This is a genomic window from Streptomyces sp. NPDC059524 (assembly GCF_042749255.1).
In the GTDB taxonomy this organism is placed as follows: domain Bacteria; phylum Actinomycetota; class Actinomycetes; order Streptomycetales; family Streptomycetaceae; genus Streptomyces; species Streptomyces xanthii.
Genome location: NZ_JBHYTK010000070.1, coordinates 23,773 through 40,234, shown reverse-complemented (window position 1 = coordinate 40,234; position 16,462 = coordinate 23,773). Strand labels below are relative to the sequence as shown.

Annotated in this window: 13 protein-coding genes; 9 read left to right on the top strand and 4 right to left on the bottom strand. The window is 70.7% G+C overall.

What is annotated here, in order from left to right; genetic code table 11:
* Window positions 1–50: 50 nt before the first annotated feature.
* Window positions 51–1,472: a cation:dicarboxylate symporter family transporter gene (locus ACFW9D_RS20760; RefSeq protein WP_384623710.1), complete on the bottom strand. Its 1,422-nt coding sequence runs from the start codon at window positions 1,470–1,472 to the stop codon at window positions 51–53.
* Between the two features lie 242 nt (window positions 1,473–1,714).
* Here ACFW9D_RS20760 and ACFW9D_RS20755 point away from each other — a divergent pair, with 242 nt between their 5' ends.
* From ACFW9D_RS20755 to ACFW9D_RS20730, 6 genes are all read left to right on the top strand, one after another.
* On the top strand, window positions 1,715–3,478 hold the full coding sequence (locus ACFW9D_RS20755; protein ID WP_384623708.1) for an ATP-binding protein: 1,764 nt from the start codon (window positions 1,715–1,717) through the stop codon (window positions 3,476–3,478).
* Window positions 3,475–4,158, top strand: a complete 684-nt coding sequence (locus ACFW9D_RS20750; protein ID WP_384623706.1) for a response regulator — start codon at window positions 3,475–3,477, stop codon at window positions 4,156–4,158. Before ACFW9D_RS20755 ends, ACFW9D_RS20750 begins: the two co-directional genes overlap by 4 nt.
* A 168-nt stretch (window positions 4,159–4,326) precedes the next feature.
* Window positions 4,327–5,703 carry an ABC transporter substrate-binding protein gene (locus tag ACFW9D_RS20745; RefSeq protein WP_384623704.1) on the top strand — a complete coding sequence of 459 codons (1,377 nt, stop codon included), beginning with the start codon at window positions 4,327–4,329 and terminating at the stop codon, window positions 5,701–5,703.
* A gap of 113 nt (window positions 5,704–5,816) precedes the next feature.
* Window positions 5,817–6,623: a carbohydrate ABC transporter permease gene (locus ACFW9D_RS20740; RefSeq protein WP_384623712.1), complete on the top strand. Its 807-nt coding sequence runs from the start codon at window positions 5,817–5,819 to the stop codon at window positions 6,621–6,623.
* Window positions 6,624–7,451 (top strand): carbohydrate ABC transporter permease, encoded by an 828-nt coding sequence (locus tag ACFW9D_RS20735; RefSeq protein ID WP_384623702.1) that lies wholly within the window; start codon window positions 6,624–6,626, stop codon window positions 7,449–7,451.
* 138 nt (window positions 7,452–7,589) lie between these two features.
* Window positions 7,590–8,291, top strand: coding sequence for a helix-turn-helix domain-containing protein (locus ACFW9D_RS20730; RefSeq protein WP_384623700.1), 702 nt, complete (start codon window positions 7,590–7,592; stop codon window positions 8,289–8,291).
* A gap of 26 nt (window positions 8,292–8,317) precedes the next feature.
* On the opposite strand, the gene ACFW9D_RS20725 is transcribed toward ACFW9D_RS20730, so the two are convergent.
* Window positions 8,318–9,343 (bottom strand): ATP-dependent 6-phosphofructokinase, encoded by a 1,026-nt coding sequence (locus ACFW9D_RS20725; protein WP_188336799.1) that lies wholly within the window; start codon window positions 9,341–9,343, stop codon window positions 8,318–8,320.
* Window positions 9,344–9,568: 225 nt separating this feature from the next.
* Between ACFW9D_RS20725 and pta the strand changes: the two genes are divergently transcribed.
* From pta to pyk, 3 genes are all read left to right on the top strand, one after another.
* Window positions 9,569–11,656 carry a phosphate acetyltransferase gene (pta, locus tag ACFW9D_RS20720; protein WP_188336800.1) on the top strand — a complete coding sequence of 696 codons (2,088 nt, stop codon included), beginning with the start codon at window positions 9,569–9,571 and terminating at the stop codon, window positions 11,654–11,656.
* The gene (locus ACFW9D_RS20715) at window positions 11,653–12,903 is read left to right on the top strand and encodes an acetate kinase (RefSeq protein ID WP_384623697.1); all 1,251 of its coding nucleotides are present in this window, start codon (window positions 11,653–11,655) and stop codon (window positions 12,901–12,903) included. Before pta ends, ACFW9D_RS20715 begins: the two co-directional genes overlap by 4 nt.
* A gap of 73 nt (window positions 12,904–12,976) precedes the next feature.
* On the top strand, window positions 12,977–14,407 hold the full coding sequence (gene pyk / locus ACFW9D_RS20710) for a pyruvate kinase (protein WP_188336802.1): 1,431 nt from the start codon (window positions 12,977–12,979) through the stop codon (window positions 14,405–14,407).
* Window positions 14,408–14,492: 85 nt separating this feature from the next.
* Here pyk and ACFW9D_RS20705 read toward each other — a convergent pair whose 3' ends face one another.
* Window positions 14,493–15,686 (bottom strand): hypothetical protein, encoded by a 1,194-nt coding sequence (locus tag ACFW9D_RS20705; RefSeq protein WP_384623695.1) that lies wholly within the window; start codon window positions 15,684–15,686, stop codon window positions 14,493–14,495.
* Between the two features lie 94 nt (window positions 15,687–15,780).
* The gene (locus ACFW9D_RS20700) at window positions 15,781–16,341 is read right to left on the bottom strand and encodes a DUF6114 domain-containing protein (RefSeq protein ID WP_188336804.1); all 561 of its coding nucleotides are present in this window, start codon (window positions 16,339–16,341) and stop codon (window positions 15,781–15,783) included.
* Between the last annotated feature and the right edge of the window lie 121 nt (window positions 16,342–16,462).

The window sequence follows — 16,462 nt, the reverse complement described above, 5'->3', positions numbered from 1 at the left end:
GGCGAAGCTCGCCGGACACCGCCCCCTCGGGGTCGGCCGCGTGGGGACGCTCAGGCGCCGACCGGCTCCTTCTCCAGCGTCGGTCCGCCGTCGCGCGGGGCCGGGACGTCGTCCTGGTCGGCGGTGTCGTCGGTGTCGAGCAGGGTGCGCTCGTCGAAGGGGAGCTCGCCGGCGAGGACGCGGCGGACGCGGTCGCGGTCGACCTCGCCGGTCCAGGTGCCGATGAGCAGGGTGGCCACCGCGTTGCCCGCGAAGTTGGTGAGGGCGCGGGCCTCGCTCATGAAGCGGTCGATGCCGATGATGAGGCCGACGCCGTCGACCAGGCCCGGCTTGTGGGACTGGAGGCCGGAGGCGAGGACGGCGATGCCCGAGCCGGAGACTCCGGCGGCGCCCTTCGACGCGATCATCATGAAGAGGAGCAGGCCGATCTGCTGGCCGATGCTCATGGGCTGGTCCATCGCGTCGGCGATGAAGAGGGACGCCATGGTCAGGTAGATCATGGTGCCGTCGAGGTTGAACGAGTAGCCGGTCGGGACGGTGATGCCGACGACCGGGCGGCTGACGCCGAGGTGCTCCATCTTCGCGATGAGTCGGGGCAGCGCCGACTCGGACGAGGACGTGGACAGGATCAGCAGGAACTCGCGGCCCAGGTACTTGAGGAGCGCGAAGATGTTGAAGCCCGTCGCGAGGCGGAGGATCACCGCGAGGACGACTCCGACGAACAGCGCGCAGGTGACGTAGAAGCCGATCATGATCGTGGCGAGGGCCTTGAGGGCGTCGATGCCGGTCTCGCCGATGACGGCGGCCATGGCGCCGAAGGCGCCGATCGGGGCGGCCCACATGATCATGCCGAGGACACGGAAGACGAGCTTCTGGATGTGCTCGATGCCGCGCAGGACGGGTTCGCCGGAGCGGCCCATGGCCTGGAGGGCGAAGCCGACGAGGAGGGCGACCAGGAGGGTCTGGAGGACCTCTCCCTGGGTGAAGGCGGAGACGAGCGTCGTCGGGATGATGCCGAGGACGAAGTCGGTGGGGCCTTCGGCGGCGTCCTTGGCGGCGGTCTGGCCGACGTCCTTGGTGGCTTCGGTGAGGTGCATGCCGGAGCCGGGGTCGAGGATGTTGCCGACGACGAGGCCGATGGCGAGGGCGACGGCCGACATCACGATGAAGTAGCCGAGGGCGAGGCCGCCGACCTTGCCGATCTTGGCGGCCTTCCGTACGGAGCCGACGCCGAGGACGATCGTGCAGAAGATGATCGGGGAGATCATCATCTTGATCAGGTTCACGAAGCCCGTGCCGACGGGCTTGAGCTCCTTGGCGAAGTCGGGTGCCGCGAAGCCGACGGCGATGCCGAGCAGTACGGCGACGATGACGGCGATGTACAGATAGTGGGTGCGGTCCCGCTTGGCGGGGGCCTGCGGTGCGGCTGCGGGCGGGGGCGGGGTCGCGGTCCCGTTCTCGGTGTCGGCCACGGTTCCTCCTGACGACGGCGTCGGGGTGCTGGGGGCGTACGGGTCGTGCGAGGTCGCGCGGGGTTCTTCGGGTGGAGGCCCGGTCGGCGTCGGGTCTCGCGGTGCGCCTCTGCCTCGGTGCACGTACGTACAGGCCGTGCGGCTCACGTCCTGCGGATCCCGGTGACTATCTCCCAGGCCGTGAGGGCCGTCACCCTTCCGTTCATTTAGTTCGCACTTATACGAACAGGCACACTGGCGTCATGCGCCTCCCCCGTCCTCGCAGCCTGGCCGGCCAGCTCTTCGCGATGCAGGTTGTGCTGGTCGCGGTCGTCGTGGCCGGGTGTGCGCTGTTCATGTACGTCAGCGACCGGGGGCAGGCGGAGGACGCGGCGCGGCGGCAGGCGACGGCGGTGGCGCGGTCGGTGGCCGACGCGGGGTCGGTGCGGGAGGCGATCACCGGGGGCGGGGATCCGACGGCGCGGTTGCAGCCGTACGCGGACGAGGTGCGGGGGCACACCGGGGTCGACTTCGTGACGATCATGGATCCGGCGGGGATCCGGTGGACGCATCCGGACGAGGACCGGATCGGCGAGCGGTTCCTGGGGCACATCGGGCCGGCTCTGAAGGGGCGGACGTTCTCGGAGACGTACACGGGGACGCTGGGAGCCTCGGTGCGGGTGGTGACGCCGGTGTACGCGGTGCGGGACGGGCGGAACCAGGTGGTGGGGCTGGTCAGTGCCGGCATCACGATCGACGAGATCACGGCGCAGGCGCGGGGGCAGCTGCTCGCGGTGGCGGGGGTGGCGCTGGCGGCGCTGGTGCTGGGCGGCGCGGGCACGTACGTGATCAACGCGCGGCTGCGGCGGCACACGCACGGGATGAACGCGACGGAGCTGAGCCGGATGCACGCCTATCACCAGGCGGCGCTGCACGCGGTGCGTGAGGGTCTGGTGATGCTGGACGGGCAGCGGCGGGTGGCGCTGATGAACGACGGGGCGCGGGAGCTGCTCGGGGTCGGGGCCGGGGACGCGGCGGTGGGGCGTTCGGTGGCGGAGCTGGGGCTGCCGCGGGCGTTGACGGGGGCGCTGCTGGCGGCGGAGCCGCGGGTGGACGAGGTGCATCTGACGGCGGACCGGGTGGTGGTCGTGAACACGTCTCCGGTGGCGAGCGGGGAGCGGCGGGGCACGGTGGTGACCTTGCGCGATCACACGGAGCTGCAGGCGGTGATGGGTGAGCTGGACTCGGAGCGGGGGTTCACGCAGGCGCTGCGGTCGCAGGCGCACGAGGCGGCGAACCGGTTGCACACGGTGGTGTCGCTGATCGAGCTGGGGCGGGCGGACGAGGCGGTCGAGTTCGCGACGGCGGAGCTGGAGCTGGCGCAGGCGCTGACGGATCAGGTGGTGGGGGCGGTGAGCGAGCCGGTGCTGGCGGCGCTGCTGCTGGGCAAGGCGGCGCAGGCGAACGAGCGCGGGGTGGAGCTGATGGTGTCGGCGGACACGCGGATCGACGACGGGCTGCTGCCGCGGGCGGTGCCGGCGCGGGACCTGGTGACGGTGCTCGGCAATCTGGTGGACAACGCGGTGGACGCGGCGCAGGGGTCGCCGGGTGCGCGGGTCACGGTGACGGCGCTGACGGCGGGCGAGGAGCTGGTGCTGCGGGTCGCGGACAGCGGGCCCGGGGTGGATCCGGCGCACGCGGACGATGTCTTCGAGCGCGGCTGGTCGACGAAGCCGGCGGGGCCCGGTGGTCGTGGCCTGGGTCTGGCGCTCGTACGGCAGGCGGTGGCGCGGGGCGGCGGCGTGCTGACGCTGGACCGCTCGGCGGAGGGCGGGGCGGAGTTCACGGTGCGGTTGCCGCTGGGCGGGGCGAGGCCGGTGTCCGCGACGTCGGACGAGGGGGTTCCGGGGCCGCGGGGCGGCGACGCCGGCGGGGCGCCGCGGGAGGCGGGCGCGGAACGGTCGGGGTCGGTGGCCGGGCGCGGTGACGCGGATGCGGATGCGGCGCAGAGAGGCGGGCGGCGATGAGTGCGGACGGGGCCGGGATCCGGGTGCTGGTCGTCGAGGACGATCCGGTGGCCGCGGACGCGCACGCGTTGTACGTGGACCGGGTGCCCGGGTTCGTGACGGTGGCGCGGGCGCAGACGGCGGCCGGGGCGTGGCGGGCGCTGGAGCGGACGGCGGTGGATCTGATCCTGCTGGATCTGCATCTGCCGGACGGGCACGGGCTGGCGCTGGCGCGGTCGCTGCGGGCGGCGGGTCATCGGGCGGACGTGATCGCGGTGACGTCGGCGCGGGATCTCGCGGTGGTGCGGGAGGGGGTGTCGCTGGGGGTGGTGCAGTACGTGCTGAAGCCGTTCACGTTCGCCACGCTGCGGGACCGGCTGCTGCGGTACGCGGAGTACCGGACGTCGACCGGTGAGGCGGCGGGGCAGGACGAGGTGGACCGGGCGCTGGCGAACCTGCGCTCCCCCGCGCCGGCGGCGCTGCCGAAGGGGTTGAGCGCGCCGACGCTGGAGCGGGTGACGCAGGCGGTGCGGGACGCGGGGGCGGACGGGGTGACGGCGGCGTCGGCGGCGGAGACGGTCGGTATCTCGCGGATCACGGCGCGGCGCTATCTGGAGCACCTGGTGGACGCGGGGCGCGCGGCGCGCAGTCCGCAGTACGGGCAGGTGGGGCGGCCCGAGCTCGTCTACACCTGGGTGTAGTGCGGGCGCTTCGCTCAACTCCGTTACGGAAGAACGGTGTTCGGGCGTGCCGAGGACCGGGCACAACGTTGTCACCGCCCCATTGACCGCCCTGGGGCGCACCCGTACGTTCAGCTGGCAGCCCCGCGTGGCAACGATGCCCGCGATGGTCCGTAGGAGGTCGTGCTCGTGCGCCCTGCCGCTCCTCTCCTCGTCGCCACCGCCCTGATCGCCGCCGGGACCCTCACCGCTTGCGGTGGCGGGTCCGGGAGTGACGCGAACACGGTCCGGGTCTCCTTCAAGCAGTCGACGGACAACCAGGTCAAGGTGATGGACACCTATCTGGCCGCGATGAAGAAGCAGTTCGAGAAGGCGCATCCCGGCAAGAAGGTCGAGCTCGTTCCGATCAAGGCGCCGGACTCGGAGTACTACACGAAGCTGCAGCAGATGCTGCGGTCGCCGAAGACGGCTCCGGACCTCGCGTACGAGGACACTTTCCTCATCAACTCGGACATCACCAGCGGGTATCTCGAGCCGCTGGATCGGTATCTGGAGAAGTGGGGCGACTGGAAGCAGTTCATCGACACGGCGAAGTCGGCGGCGAAGGCCGAGGACGGGAAGACGTACGGCGTCCCGGACGGTACGGACACGCGGGGGCTCTGGTACGACAAGGGCATCTTCGCGAAGGCCGGGATCGCGACGCCGTGGCAGCCGAAGAACTGGGACGAGGTCCTGGACGCGGCGCGCACCATCAAGAAGAAGGTGCCGGACGTCATCCCGCTGAACGTCTACAGCGGCAAGCCGAACGGCGAGGCCGCGACGATGCAGGGCTTCGAGATGCTGTTGTACGGGACGGGCGGCGCGAGGGGCGGGGACTCCGACCCGCTGTACGACAAGGCGACCGGGAAGTGGGTCGCCGGGTCGAAGGCGTTCCGGGACAGCCTCGGGTTCGTGGAGACGGTGTTCAAGGAGAAGCTCGGGCCCGAGGTGTCCGACGCCCTGGACCCGAACCTGGCGACGCGGGTGCGCGGAGAGTTCCTGCCCGAGGGGAAACTCGGCATCGACCTGGACGGGTCGTGGCTGCCGCAGGACTGGCTGAAGGGCTCGGGGCACGAGTGGCCCGAGTGGTCGCGGAAGCTGGGGCTCGCGGCGATGCCGACGCAAGCCGGGCAGGCGCCGGGGAAGGTGTCGATGTCGGGCGGCTGGACGTGGGCGATCCCGTCCAAGGCGGCCAACAAGGACCTGGCGTTCGAGTTCGTCAAGACGATGCAGACGAAGGCGAACGCGCAGCGCTGGTACATCGCCAACTCGGGCATCGCGGTCCGCAAGGACGTGGCCGCGGATCCGGCGTACGTGAAGGCGCAGCCCGGTATCGAGTTCTTCACGGATCTGGTGGCGTCGACGCACTACCGACCGGCGTATCCGGCGTACCCGAAGGTGTCGACGGCGATCCAGGAGGCGATGGAGTCGGTGACGACGGGTGACGCGAGCGTGGAGAAGGCCGCGGACACGTACGACGAGCAGTTGAAGGGTGCGACGGGCGGCAAGGTCGTCAGCAGGCCGTGAACTCCCAGGCCCTGACATCCGAGCCCGTGAAGTCCCCGCCCGTGAAGGTCCGCCCCGCGACGGCGCGCCGGACCCTGATCCGGGCGCTGCCCGTCGCGCCGGCCACGCTCCTGATGCTGCTCTTCCTGGCCGGTCCGATCGCGTACTGCGCCTACATCGCCTTCACCGACCTCCAGCTCACGGGCCAGGCCGCGTCCTCGTTCGTGAGGTTCGACAACTTCACGGCGGCGTTCCGTGACGACGCCTTCCTGAACGCGGTCCGGCTGACGCTCGTGTTCACGTTCCTGTCGTCGATCGTCGGCCAGAACTGTCTGGGGCTTGCGCTCGCGGCGCTGATGGAGCGGGCGTCGAAGCCGGTGCGCACGGTTGTCGGCGCGGTGGTGGTGACGGCGTGGGTGCTGCCGGAGGTGGTCGCCGGATTCCTGCTGTACGCGTTCTTCCGCCGGGAGGGCACGCTGAACGCGATCCTGGGCTGGCTCCATCTGCCCACTCAGAACTGGCTGTTCACCCTGCCGATCCTGGCGGTGTCGTTCGCGAACGTGTGGCGGGGCACGGCCTTCTCGATGCTCGTGTACTCGGCGGCGCTGTCGGAGATCCCGAAGGAGGTCACGGAGGCCGCAGAGGTGGACGGGGCGAACGGATGGCGGCGGCTGTGGCACGTGACCCTGCCGATGATCCGCCGTTCGATCGGCACGAACCTGATGCTGAACACGCTGCAGACGCTGTCCGTGTTCGGGCTGATCTGGGTGATGACCAGGGGCGGCCCGGGCAATCACAGTCAGACGCTGCCGCTGTTCATGTACGAGCAGGCCTTCCAGAAGAGCATGATCGGCTACGGCACGGCGGTGGCCCTGCTGCTGCTCGTGGTGGGCTCGCTGTTCTCGCTGGTCTACATGCGCCTGCTGCGCCCGGAGGCTTGAGTGACCCGACGCCGTACCCGTGAGCGGCTGACCGCCGACGCGTCGCTGATCGTCGTCGCCCTGGCCTTCGCGCTGCCGCTGGCATGGGTGCTGCTGTCGTCCGTGGACGGGGACGCGAACCTGCGGGTGAAGGTGCCGTCCGCACCGACGCTGGACAACTTCGAGGCGGTGCTGAAGCCGGACATCACGTTCACGCCGCTGCTGAACAGTCTGGTGCTGTGCGGCGGGGCGACGGCCCTGACGGTGGTGTGCGCGGCGCTGGCCGCGTACCCGCTCTCCCGCTACCGCTCGCGCCTGAACCAGCCGTTCCTGGCGACGATCCTGTTCGCGACGTGCCTGCCGATCACCGCCGTGATGGTGCCGGTGTACGCGCTGTTCGTGCAGGTGGACCTGATCGACACGAGGGCGGGCACCATTTACTTCTTCGCGGCGTCCCAGCTGCCGTTCGCGATCTGGCTGATGAAGAACTTCATGGACGGGGTGCCGAGGGAGCTGGAGGAGGCGGCCTGGACGGACGGGGCGGGCACGTTCCAGTCGCTGGTGCGGATCGTGCTGCCGCTGATGGGGCCCGGGGTCGCCGTGGTCACGGTGTTCTCGTTCGCCATGATGTGGGGGAACTTCTTCGTGCCGTTCATGCTGCTGCTCTCCCCCGACCAGATGCCGGCGTCGGTGAGCATCAACGACTTCTTCGGGAACCGGGGCACGGTCGTCTACGGGCAGCTCGCCGCGTTCTCGATCATCTACTCGACGCCGGTGATCCTGCTGTACGTCCTGGTGTCCCGGCGCTTCGGCGGCGGCTTCGCGCTCGGCGGCGCCGTAAAAGGTTGAACCGCGAAGCATGCGCTTTCCCGGAGCGCTTCCCGGGCGGTCTCCCACAGCGGGCTTCCCACCTGTACGTTCCTACGATATGTGACGCGGGCAGAACGCACCGTAGCCAAGCGCCGCGATCCCCCCTACTTTGTGGCCGTGCACCACAAGGCCGCTGCCGACCAGCCGACCCCGCCGTTCAACGCCCCCGCGGCCCGTCGCCTCCGCGAGGCGCTCGGGATGGCGCCGGGCCATGTCGCGTACGGCATGCGCGCCCAGTACGGGCTCGCGTACGTCACTCCGGACACCGTGATCGCCTGGGAGCGGGGTGACGCGGCGCCCACGGCGGCCGAACTCACCGCGCTCGCCGGCGCGCTGTGGTGTTCGCAGGCCGAGCTGATCGGGGAGCCGCGGACGCTGCGGGAGCACCGGCTCGCGCTCGGGATCGCGCCGGAGGACGTGGCGCGGGAGATCGGCGTCGACATCCACGCGTACCTGCGGATGGAGGAGACCGGCGAGTGGCGGGGCAACGAGCGCCAGTCGGAGGCGCTGGCCCGGGTGCTCCGGCTCGCGCCCCGCGCCTTCGCGACGGTGACCGGGCGGGACCAGCTGCTGGCGAACCTGCTGCGCAGCGCGGTGACGGCGCGCTGGCAGGGCCAGCTGCGGACGGTGTCCCGGCTGGTACCGGTGCCGCGCCGGGAGCTGGAGGACGTGCTGCAGGAGATGCACCTGGAGTACCAGGCGCTGATGGCGGCCACGCTGACCTGGGGCGGCGGGTCGTCGCCGGACTCCGGTGGGGCGGGGCGGGAGTTCCTGGAGGGGATCCTGGACGAGTTCTGGTCCAGGATCGCCGCTCCGTGACTCCCTGAAATCGAGCGCCGCAGGCCCTAGAAGACCGACTCGGCCTCGTCCATGCGGTCCTTGGGGACGGTCTTGAGCTCGGTGACGGCCTCGGCGAGGGGCACCATGACGACGTCGGTGCCGCTCAGTGCGGTCATGCGGCCGAAGACGCCCTGGTGCGCGGCCTCGACGGCGTGCCAGCCGAAGCGGGTGGCGAGGACGCGGTCGTACGCGGTGGGGGTGCCGCCGCGCTGGATGTGGCCGAGGATGACCGGCCGGGCCTCCTTGCCGAGGCGGTGCTCCAGCTCGCGGGCGAGGGCGGTGCCGATGCCCTGGAAGCGCTCGTGGCCGAACTGGTCGATCTCGCCCTTGCCGTAGTTCATGGTGCCCTCGGCGGGGTGGGCTCCCTCGGCGACGCAGATGACGGCGAACTTCTTGCCGCGGGCGAAGCGCTCCTCGACCATGGCGACGAGGTCGGCGGGGTCGAAGGGACGCTCGGGCAGGCAGATGCCGTGGGCGCCGCCGGCCATGCCGGACTCGAGGGCGATCCAGCCGGCGTGCCGGCCCATGACCTCGACGACCATGACGCGCTGGTGCGACTCGGCGGTGGTCTTGAGGCGGTCCATGGCCTCGGTGGCGACGCCGACGGCGGTGTCGAAGCCGAAGGTGCGGTCGGTGGAGGAGATGTCGTTGTCGATCGTCTTGGGGACGCCGACGACGGGCAGCCCGGCGTCCGACAGCATGCGGGCGGCGGTCAGCGTGCCCTCGCCGCCGATCGGGATGAGGACGTCGAAGCCGATCTCCTCGGCGAGCGCCTTCGCGTTCTCGCAGGCGGCGCGGAACTTGTCGCGCTCCAGGCGGGAGGAGCCGAGGATGGTGCCGCCGCGGGCGAGGATGCCGCTGACCGCGTTGAGGTCGAGGGGTCGGTAGCGCCCCTCCAGGAGTCCCGCGTAGCCGTCCTCGAAGCCGAGCACCTCGTCGCCGTAGTGCGTGACGGCGCGGTGCACGACCGACCGGATCACTGCGTTCAGGCCAGGGCAGTCGCCGCCTGCGGTCAGAACTCCGATACGCATCGTGCTGTGTCTCCTGCTCGCTGCTGGTACGTCTGAGAGCCACGCCGATTGTTCCACGGCCCGGCGGCTGTCGCGTTCGTGCCGGGCGGGGAAAGGCGCTTCGGCACGGGACGAGGGGGCACGAGGTCCCTGACTTCGGGGGCCTTTTCCGGCGGGCGGTGTAGCCGCGGCCGGAGGTACTGTCAAGAGGGTTGCCGCAGGACTCGACGCAGGAGGAGAGCACGCGTGACGCGCAGCGTGTACGTGACCGGGATCGACCGGGGCGACGGCCGTCAGGTCGTCGAGCTGGGAGTCATGGAGCTCCTGACCCGTCAGGTCGACCGGGTGGGGGTCTTCCGTCCGCTCGTCCACGACGGACCCGATCGGCTGTTCGATCTGCTGCGGGCGCGGTACCGCCTGTCGCAGGATCCGGCGAGCGGGTACGGGCTCGACTATCACGAGGCGTCGGCGATCCAGGCGGAGCAGGGCACGGACGAGCTGGTGTCGCGGCTGGTGGACCGGTTCCACGCGGTGGCCCGGGACTACGACGTGGTGCTGGTGCTCGGCACGGACTTCGCGGACACGCAGCTGCCGGACGAGCTGGCGATCAACGCGCGCCTGGCGAACGAGTTCGGGGCCTCGGTGGTGCCGGTGGTCGGCGGCCGCCGGCAGACCTCGGAGTCGGTGCGCGCGGAGGTGCGCAACGCGTACCGCGCCTATGACGGCCTGGGCTGCGACGTGCTGGCGATGGTGGTGAACCGGGTGGTGCCCGGGGACCGGGACGAGATAGCGGAGCGGCTGGAGGGCACGCTGCCCGTCCCCGCGTACGTGCTGCCCGACGATCCGGCGCTCGCCGCGCCGACCGTCGCCCAGATCACGCACCACCTGGGCGGCACGGTGCTGCTCGGCGACGACTCGGGCCTGGCGAGGAACGCGCTGAACTTCGTGTTCGGCGGGGCGATGCTGCCCAATCTCCTGAACGCGCTGACGCCCGGCTGCATGGTCGTGACGCCCGGGGACCGCGCGGACCTGGTGGTCGGCTCGCTGGCGGCGCACAGCGCGGGCACCCCGCCGATCGCGGGCGTGCTGCTGACGCTGAACGAGCGGCCGGGCGAGGCGATCCTGAAGCTGGCCGACCGGCTGGCGCCGGGCACGCCGGTGGTGGCGGTGGAGGGCGGCTCGTTCCCGACGGCGGCCGAACTGTTCTCCCTGGAAGGGAAGTTGAACGCGGCGACGCCGCGCAAGGCGGAGACGGCGCTCGGCCTGTTCGAGCGGTACGTGGACACGGCGGAGCTGCTGAAGTCGGTGCAGGCGCCGTCCAGCGACCGGGTCACGCCGATGATGTTCGAGCACAAGCTGCTCGAACAGGCCCGTGCGGACAAGCGCCGGGTGGTGCTGCCGGAGGGCACGGAGGAGCGGGTGCTGCGCGCGGCCGACGTGCTGCTGCGGCGCGGGGTGTGCGATCTGACGCTGCTCGGCCCGGTCGAGCAGATCCGCAAGAAGGCGGCCGACCTCGGGGTCGACCTGACGGGCGCCGAGATCATCGACCCGCAGACCTCGGACCTGAGGGAACGGTTCGCCGCCGCGTACGCGCAGCTGCGCGCCCACAAGGGCGTCACCGTGGAGCTGGCGTACGACGTGGTGGCCGACGTGAACTACTTCGGCACGCTGATGGTGCAGGAGGGCCTGGCCGACGGCATGGTGTCGGGTTCGGTGCACTCGACGGCCGCGACGATCCGCCCCGCGTTCGAGATCATCAAGACGAAGCCGGACGCGGCGATCGTCTCCTCCGTCTTCTTCATGTGCCTGGCCGACAAGGTCCTGGTGTACGGGGACTGCGCGGTGAACCCGGACCCGGACGCGCACCAGCTCGCCGACATCGCGACCCAGTCCGCCGTGACCGCCGCCCGCTTCGGGGTGGAGCCGCGGATCGCGATGCTGTCGTACTCGACGGGCACCTCCGGCACGGGCGCGGACGTCGACAAGGTGCGCGAGGCGACGGAGCTGGTGCGCGAGCGCCGCCCGGACCTGAAGATCGAGGGGCCGATCCAGTACGACGCGGCGGTCGAGCCGTCGGTCGCGGCGACCAAGCTGCCGGGTTCGGAGGTCGCGGGTCAGGCGAGCGTGCTGATCTTCCCGGACCTCAACACCGGCAACAACACGTACAAGGCCGTGCAGCGGTCGGCCGGCGCGATCGCGGTCGGCCCGGTCCTGCAGGGCCTGCGCAAGCCGGTCAACGACCTGTCCCGCGGCGCGCTCGTCGGGGACATCGTGAACACCGTCGCCATCACGGCGATCCAGGCCCAGACCCCCACCGAGAAGGCTGCACAGTGACCTCGCCGACCCCCGCGACCCCGCCGGCCGCGCCCGCGACCCGCGTCCTCGTCCTCAACTCCGGCTCGTCGTCGGTGAAGTACCAGCTGCTCGACATGCGCGACAGCACGCGGCTCGCGGTGGGATTGGTGGAGCGGATCGGTGAGGAGACGTCGCGGCTGAAGCACACGCCGCTGCTGGGCGGTGGCGGGCAGAGCCGGGAGCAGATCCGGCCGATCGCCGATCACGAGGAGGCCCTCAAGGCGGTCGCCGAGGAGCTGGCGGCGGACGGGCTCGGCCTGGACTCCCCCGAGCTGGCGGCGATCGGTCACCGGGTGGTGCACGGCGGAAAGCTGTTCACCCGGCCGACGGTGATCGACGACGCGGTCCTCAAGGAGGTGGAGCGGCTGATCCCGGTGGCGCCGCTGCACAACCCGGCGAACCTGACGGGGATCCGTACGGCGATGGCGCTGCGCCCGGACCTGCCGCAGGTGGCGGTCTTCGACACGGCGTTCCACACGACGATGCCGGAGTCGGCGGCGCGCTACGCGATCGATGTGAGGACGGCGGACGAGCACCGCATCCGGCGTTACGGCTTCCACGGCACGTCGCACGCGTACGTGTCGCGGAAGACGGCGGAGCTGCTGGGCAAGGAGCCGCAGGAGGTGAACGTCATCGTGCTGCACCTGGGCAACGGCGCCTCCGCGTCGGCCGTGCGCGGCGGGGTGTGCGTGGACACCTCGATGGGGCTCACTCCGCTGGAGGGGCTGGTGATGGGGACGCGTTCAGGCGATGTCGACCCGGCCGTCATCTTCCATCTGATGCGGGTGGGCAACATGTCGGCGGACGAGATCGACGTGCTGCTCAACAAGAAGAGCGGTCTGATCGGACTGTGCGGCGACAACGACATGCGCGAGATCCGCCGCCGCGTCGACGAGGGCGACGAGGCGGCGCGGCTGGCCTTCGAGATCTACGTCCACCGGCTGAAGAAGTACATCGGCGCCTATTACGCGGTGCTGGGCCGGGTGGACGCGGTGGCGTTCACGGCGGGGGTCGGGGAGAACGCGGCTCCGGTGCGCGAGGCCGCGATCGCCGGCCTGGAGGAACTGGGGCTCGTGGTGGACGGGGAGCTGAATTCCGTACGTTCCGACGAGGCCCGGATCATCTCGCCCGCGTACGCGCGGGTGGCCGTGGCCGTGGTGCCGACCGACGAGGAGCTGGAGATCGCGCGGCAGACCTACGCGCTGGTCGCGCCGCGCAACGACTGAGCGCACCGCCGCCCATTTGTAGTTTCCACCAGACGGAATATTCCGCAGCGAAACAAACCGATAGGATCGCTCCATGCGCCGTTCCAAAATCGTCTGCACGCTGGGCCCCGCCGTCGACTCCGAAGAGCAGCTCGTCTCGCTGATCGAGGCCGGCATGAACGTGGCCCGATTCAACTTCAGCCACGGCACCCACGCCGAGCACCAGGGTCGCTACGACCGGGTCCGGGCCGCCGCCGCCAAGACCGGCCGCGCCGTGGGTGTGCTCGCCGACCTGCAGGGGCCCAAGATCCGCCTGGAGACCTTCGCCGAGGGACCCGTCGAGCTGGTGCGCGGTGACGAGTTCACCATCACCACCGAGGACGTCCCGGGCGACAAGTCGATCTGCGGCACGACGTACAAGGGCCTGCCCGGTGACGTCGCGCGCGGGGACCAGGTACTGATCAACGACGGCAACGTCGAGCTCAAGGTGATGGACGTCGAGGGCCCCCGGGTCAAGACGATCGTCATCGAGGGCGGGGTCATCTCCGACCACAAGGGCATCAACCTCCCGGGCGCGGCCGTCAACGTGCCGGCCCTGTCCGAGAAGGACATCGAGGACCTGCGCTTCGCGCTGCGGATGGGCTGCGACATGGTCGCCCTGTCCTTCGTGCGCGACGCGGACGACGTGCGGGACGTCCACAAGGTGATGGACGAGGAGGGCCGCCGGGTCCCCGTCATCGCCAAGGTGGAGAAGCCGCAGGCCGTCGCCAACATGGAGGGCGTCGTCGCGGCGTTCGACGCGGTGATGGTGGCCCGCGGCGACCTCGCGGTCGAGTACCCGCTGGAGAAGGTCCCGATGGTGCAGAAGCGCCTGGTGGAGATGTGCCGCCGCAACGCCAAGCCGGTGATCGTCGCGACCCAGATGATGGAGTCGATGATCACCAACTCGCGCCCGACCCGCGCCGAGGCCTCCGACGTGGCCAACGCGATCCTGGACGGGGCCGACGCGGTCATGCTGTCCGCCGAGTCCTCCGTGGGCGCCTACCCGATCGAGACCGTCAAGACGATGTCGAAGATCGTCCAGGCGGCCGAGGAGGAGCTGCTCAGCAAGGGGCTCCAGCCGCTCGTCCCGGGCAAGAAGCCGCGGACGCAGGGTGGTTCGGTGGCCCGCGCCGCGTGCGAGATCGCGGACTTCCTGGACGGCAAGGCGCTGGTCGCCTTCACCAAGTCCGGTGACACGGCCCGCCGCCTGTGCCGCTACCGCACGGCCCAGCCGATCCTGGCCTTCACCACCGACGACGACACCCGCAACCAGCTGACGCTCAGCTGGGGCGTCGAGTCCTTCGTCGTGCCGCACGTGGACTCCACGGACGCCATGGTGGAGCTGGTCGACGCCGAGCTGGTGAAGCTGAGCCGCTTCAACTCCGGTGACACCCTGGTCATCACCGCCGGTTCGCCCCCCGGCGTCCCCGGCACCACCAACATGGTCCGGGTGCACCACCTGGGCGGCGGCGACCGCGACTGACGGCCGCCCCGGTACGCACGAGAGGGCGCCCACCGCGGGAAGCGGGGGGCGCCCTCTCGTGTGTGTGGCGTGCGGTCAGCCGGTGTCAGCTGTCCTCGACCGTGGTGTGCAGTCCGGGGACGTGCAGCGTGCCGCCGAACTGCGCGGCCTGCGTCACCTTCACGTTGGTGAAGTAGAGGATCGGCAGGTTGAGCGGCGGCGGGTTCTCGGCGTTGAACGTCATGGGGATGAGCCCGAGCAGATTGCCCGAGAGCTCCTCCGTGTACATGATCGTCTTGCCGTCGCGGATGGTGGACGTGGAGCCCTTGTCCGCGCGGATGTGGAAGAACTTCCCGTTCGGACCCGGGGCGATCTGGTGCAGATCACCGATGTCGGTGCCGTTCGAGATGATGTACTTCATGACCCGCTTGGTGGAGCCGTCCGCCATGCGCACGTCCACGAGACCCTTGTAGTCCGCCCCCTTCAGCAGCAGCGAACTCGCCTGCAGCTTCCAGGACTCGGACGGCAGCTGGGCCGGCGTGTCCTCGTTCGCGCCCTCGGCGTCGGTGGCCACGGGGCAGTTCTCCGGCACTTCGGTGGCGTCGGGGGTCGGCGTGGCCGACTCCGCTGCCTCCTTGGCCTTGTCCGCCGTGTCCTCGACGTCCTTGACCGCGTCCCCGGCCTTGTCCGCCGTGTCCTCGACCGTCTTGCCGGCCTCGTCCGTGACGTCCTTGACCGTGTCCCCGGCCTTGTCGACCGTGTCCCCGACCACGCCGCCCGAGTCCTTCGACGCGGAGGCGGACGGGGACGGAGTCGGCGTGGCCGTCTCCTGGTCGTCCGGCGTGAAGAAGTCCTTGATGGCGTCGCCGACACCCAGGGGGTCCAGCGGGTTCGTGGTCTTGGACGGCGACGGCGTCGCCGTGGGCTCGTCCGCGCTGTCGGAACCGGCGTCGTCCTTCGACGCGTCGGCCGACGGCGTGGGCGTGGGCTCCGCCGTCTTCTGCTCCGCCGAGCCGCCCGCGCCGGCGTCCTTGTCCGCGCCGGAGTCCGCCGCGTCCTTGCCGGCCGAGGCCGACGGGGACGGGGTCGGGGTCGCCGACGCGTCCGCCTTGTCCTTGTCGGTGGCGGCGCCGTCCTCGGCGTCCTTGTTCGCCTCCACCGCGTCGGCGCACGCCTTGTAGTCGTCCGCCGAGAACTTGGTCGGATTGTCCTTGGCCGACGCCAGCGTGGGCGTGAGGCCGAGGCCCATCAGCACGGCCGTGGGCATGGCCGCGATCGCTATCGCCTTGCCCGCGGGCATGTGCAGCCTGGTGAACAGATGCTTCCTCGGTGCTGCATGCCGCGGCCCGGTTCTCGCACGGGACTCCGCACCGGAGTCCTCGTGGTGCACCTCGTCAGCCGGCACGGTGCCTCCCGTTCGTCCCGTCATCCGGGCTCGTCCCTGACTCGTCGTCGTTTGCGCCCGCGACCCGATAGGTGGCTCCCGCGATCGGCGGAGCGGCGGCCGTGTCCGTGGACCCGGTCGCGTCACCGCCTCGCGCCGGCGAATCCCCCTGCGGCCTGCCCGGGGCCCAGGCGATGCCGAGGGCACCACCGATCAGGGCCAGCAGGAAGCCGATGACGAACCCGCCGAAGTTGGAGACGACCAGGGAGACCAGGGCGAGAAGAATCGCCGCCACACCCGCGAACACCCGGGAGTGCGGCTGGTACCACATCGTCAGGCCGAGCACGACAAGGAGGACGCCGATGATGAGCGAGCCGGCTCCCGCCGTCGTCGCCATCTTGATCGTCATGTTGCCGAGCGTCAGATTCGCGTACGGGAAGTACATGATCGGGAGGCCGCCGAGGATCGACAGCAGACCACCCCAGAATGGGCGCTGACCGCGCCACCCTCGGAACGATTGGCGCATGTGACCAAGCTTCGGGCCCAGCCCAGCGTGCGCTTCGGCGCTCATGTCGTACAGCTCCTCGGGAATGGCGTTGTTCTGTGGTGATGGTGGCTGTCCGGATACGGGCACGGGGACGGCTCGGAGAATTCCCGTCGCCCCCGCGCCCGGCCGTTCAGCACATCAAGTG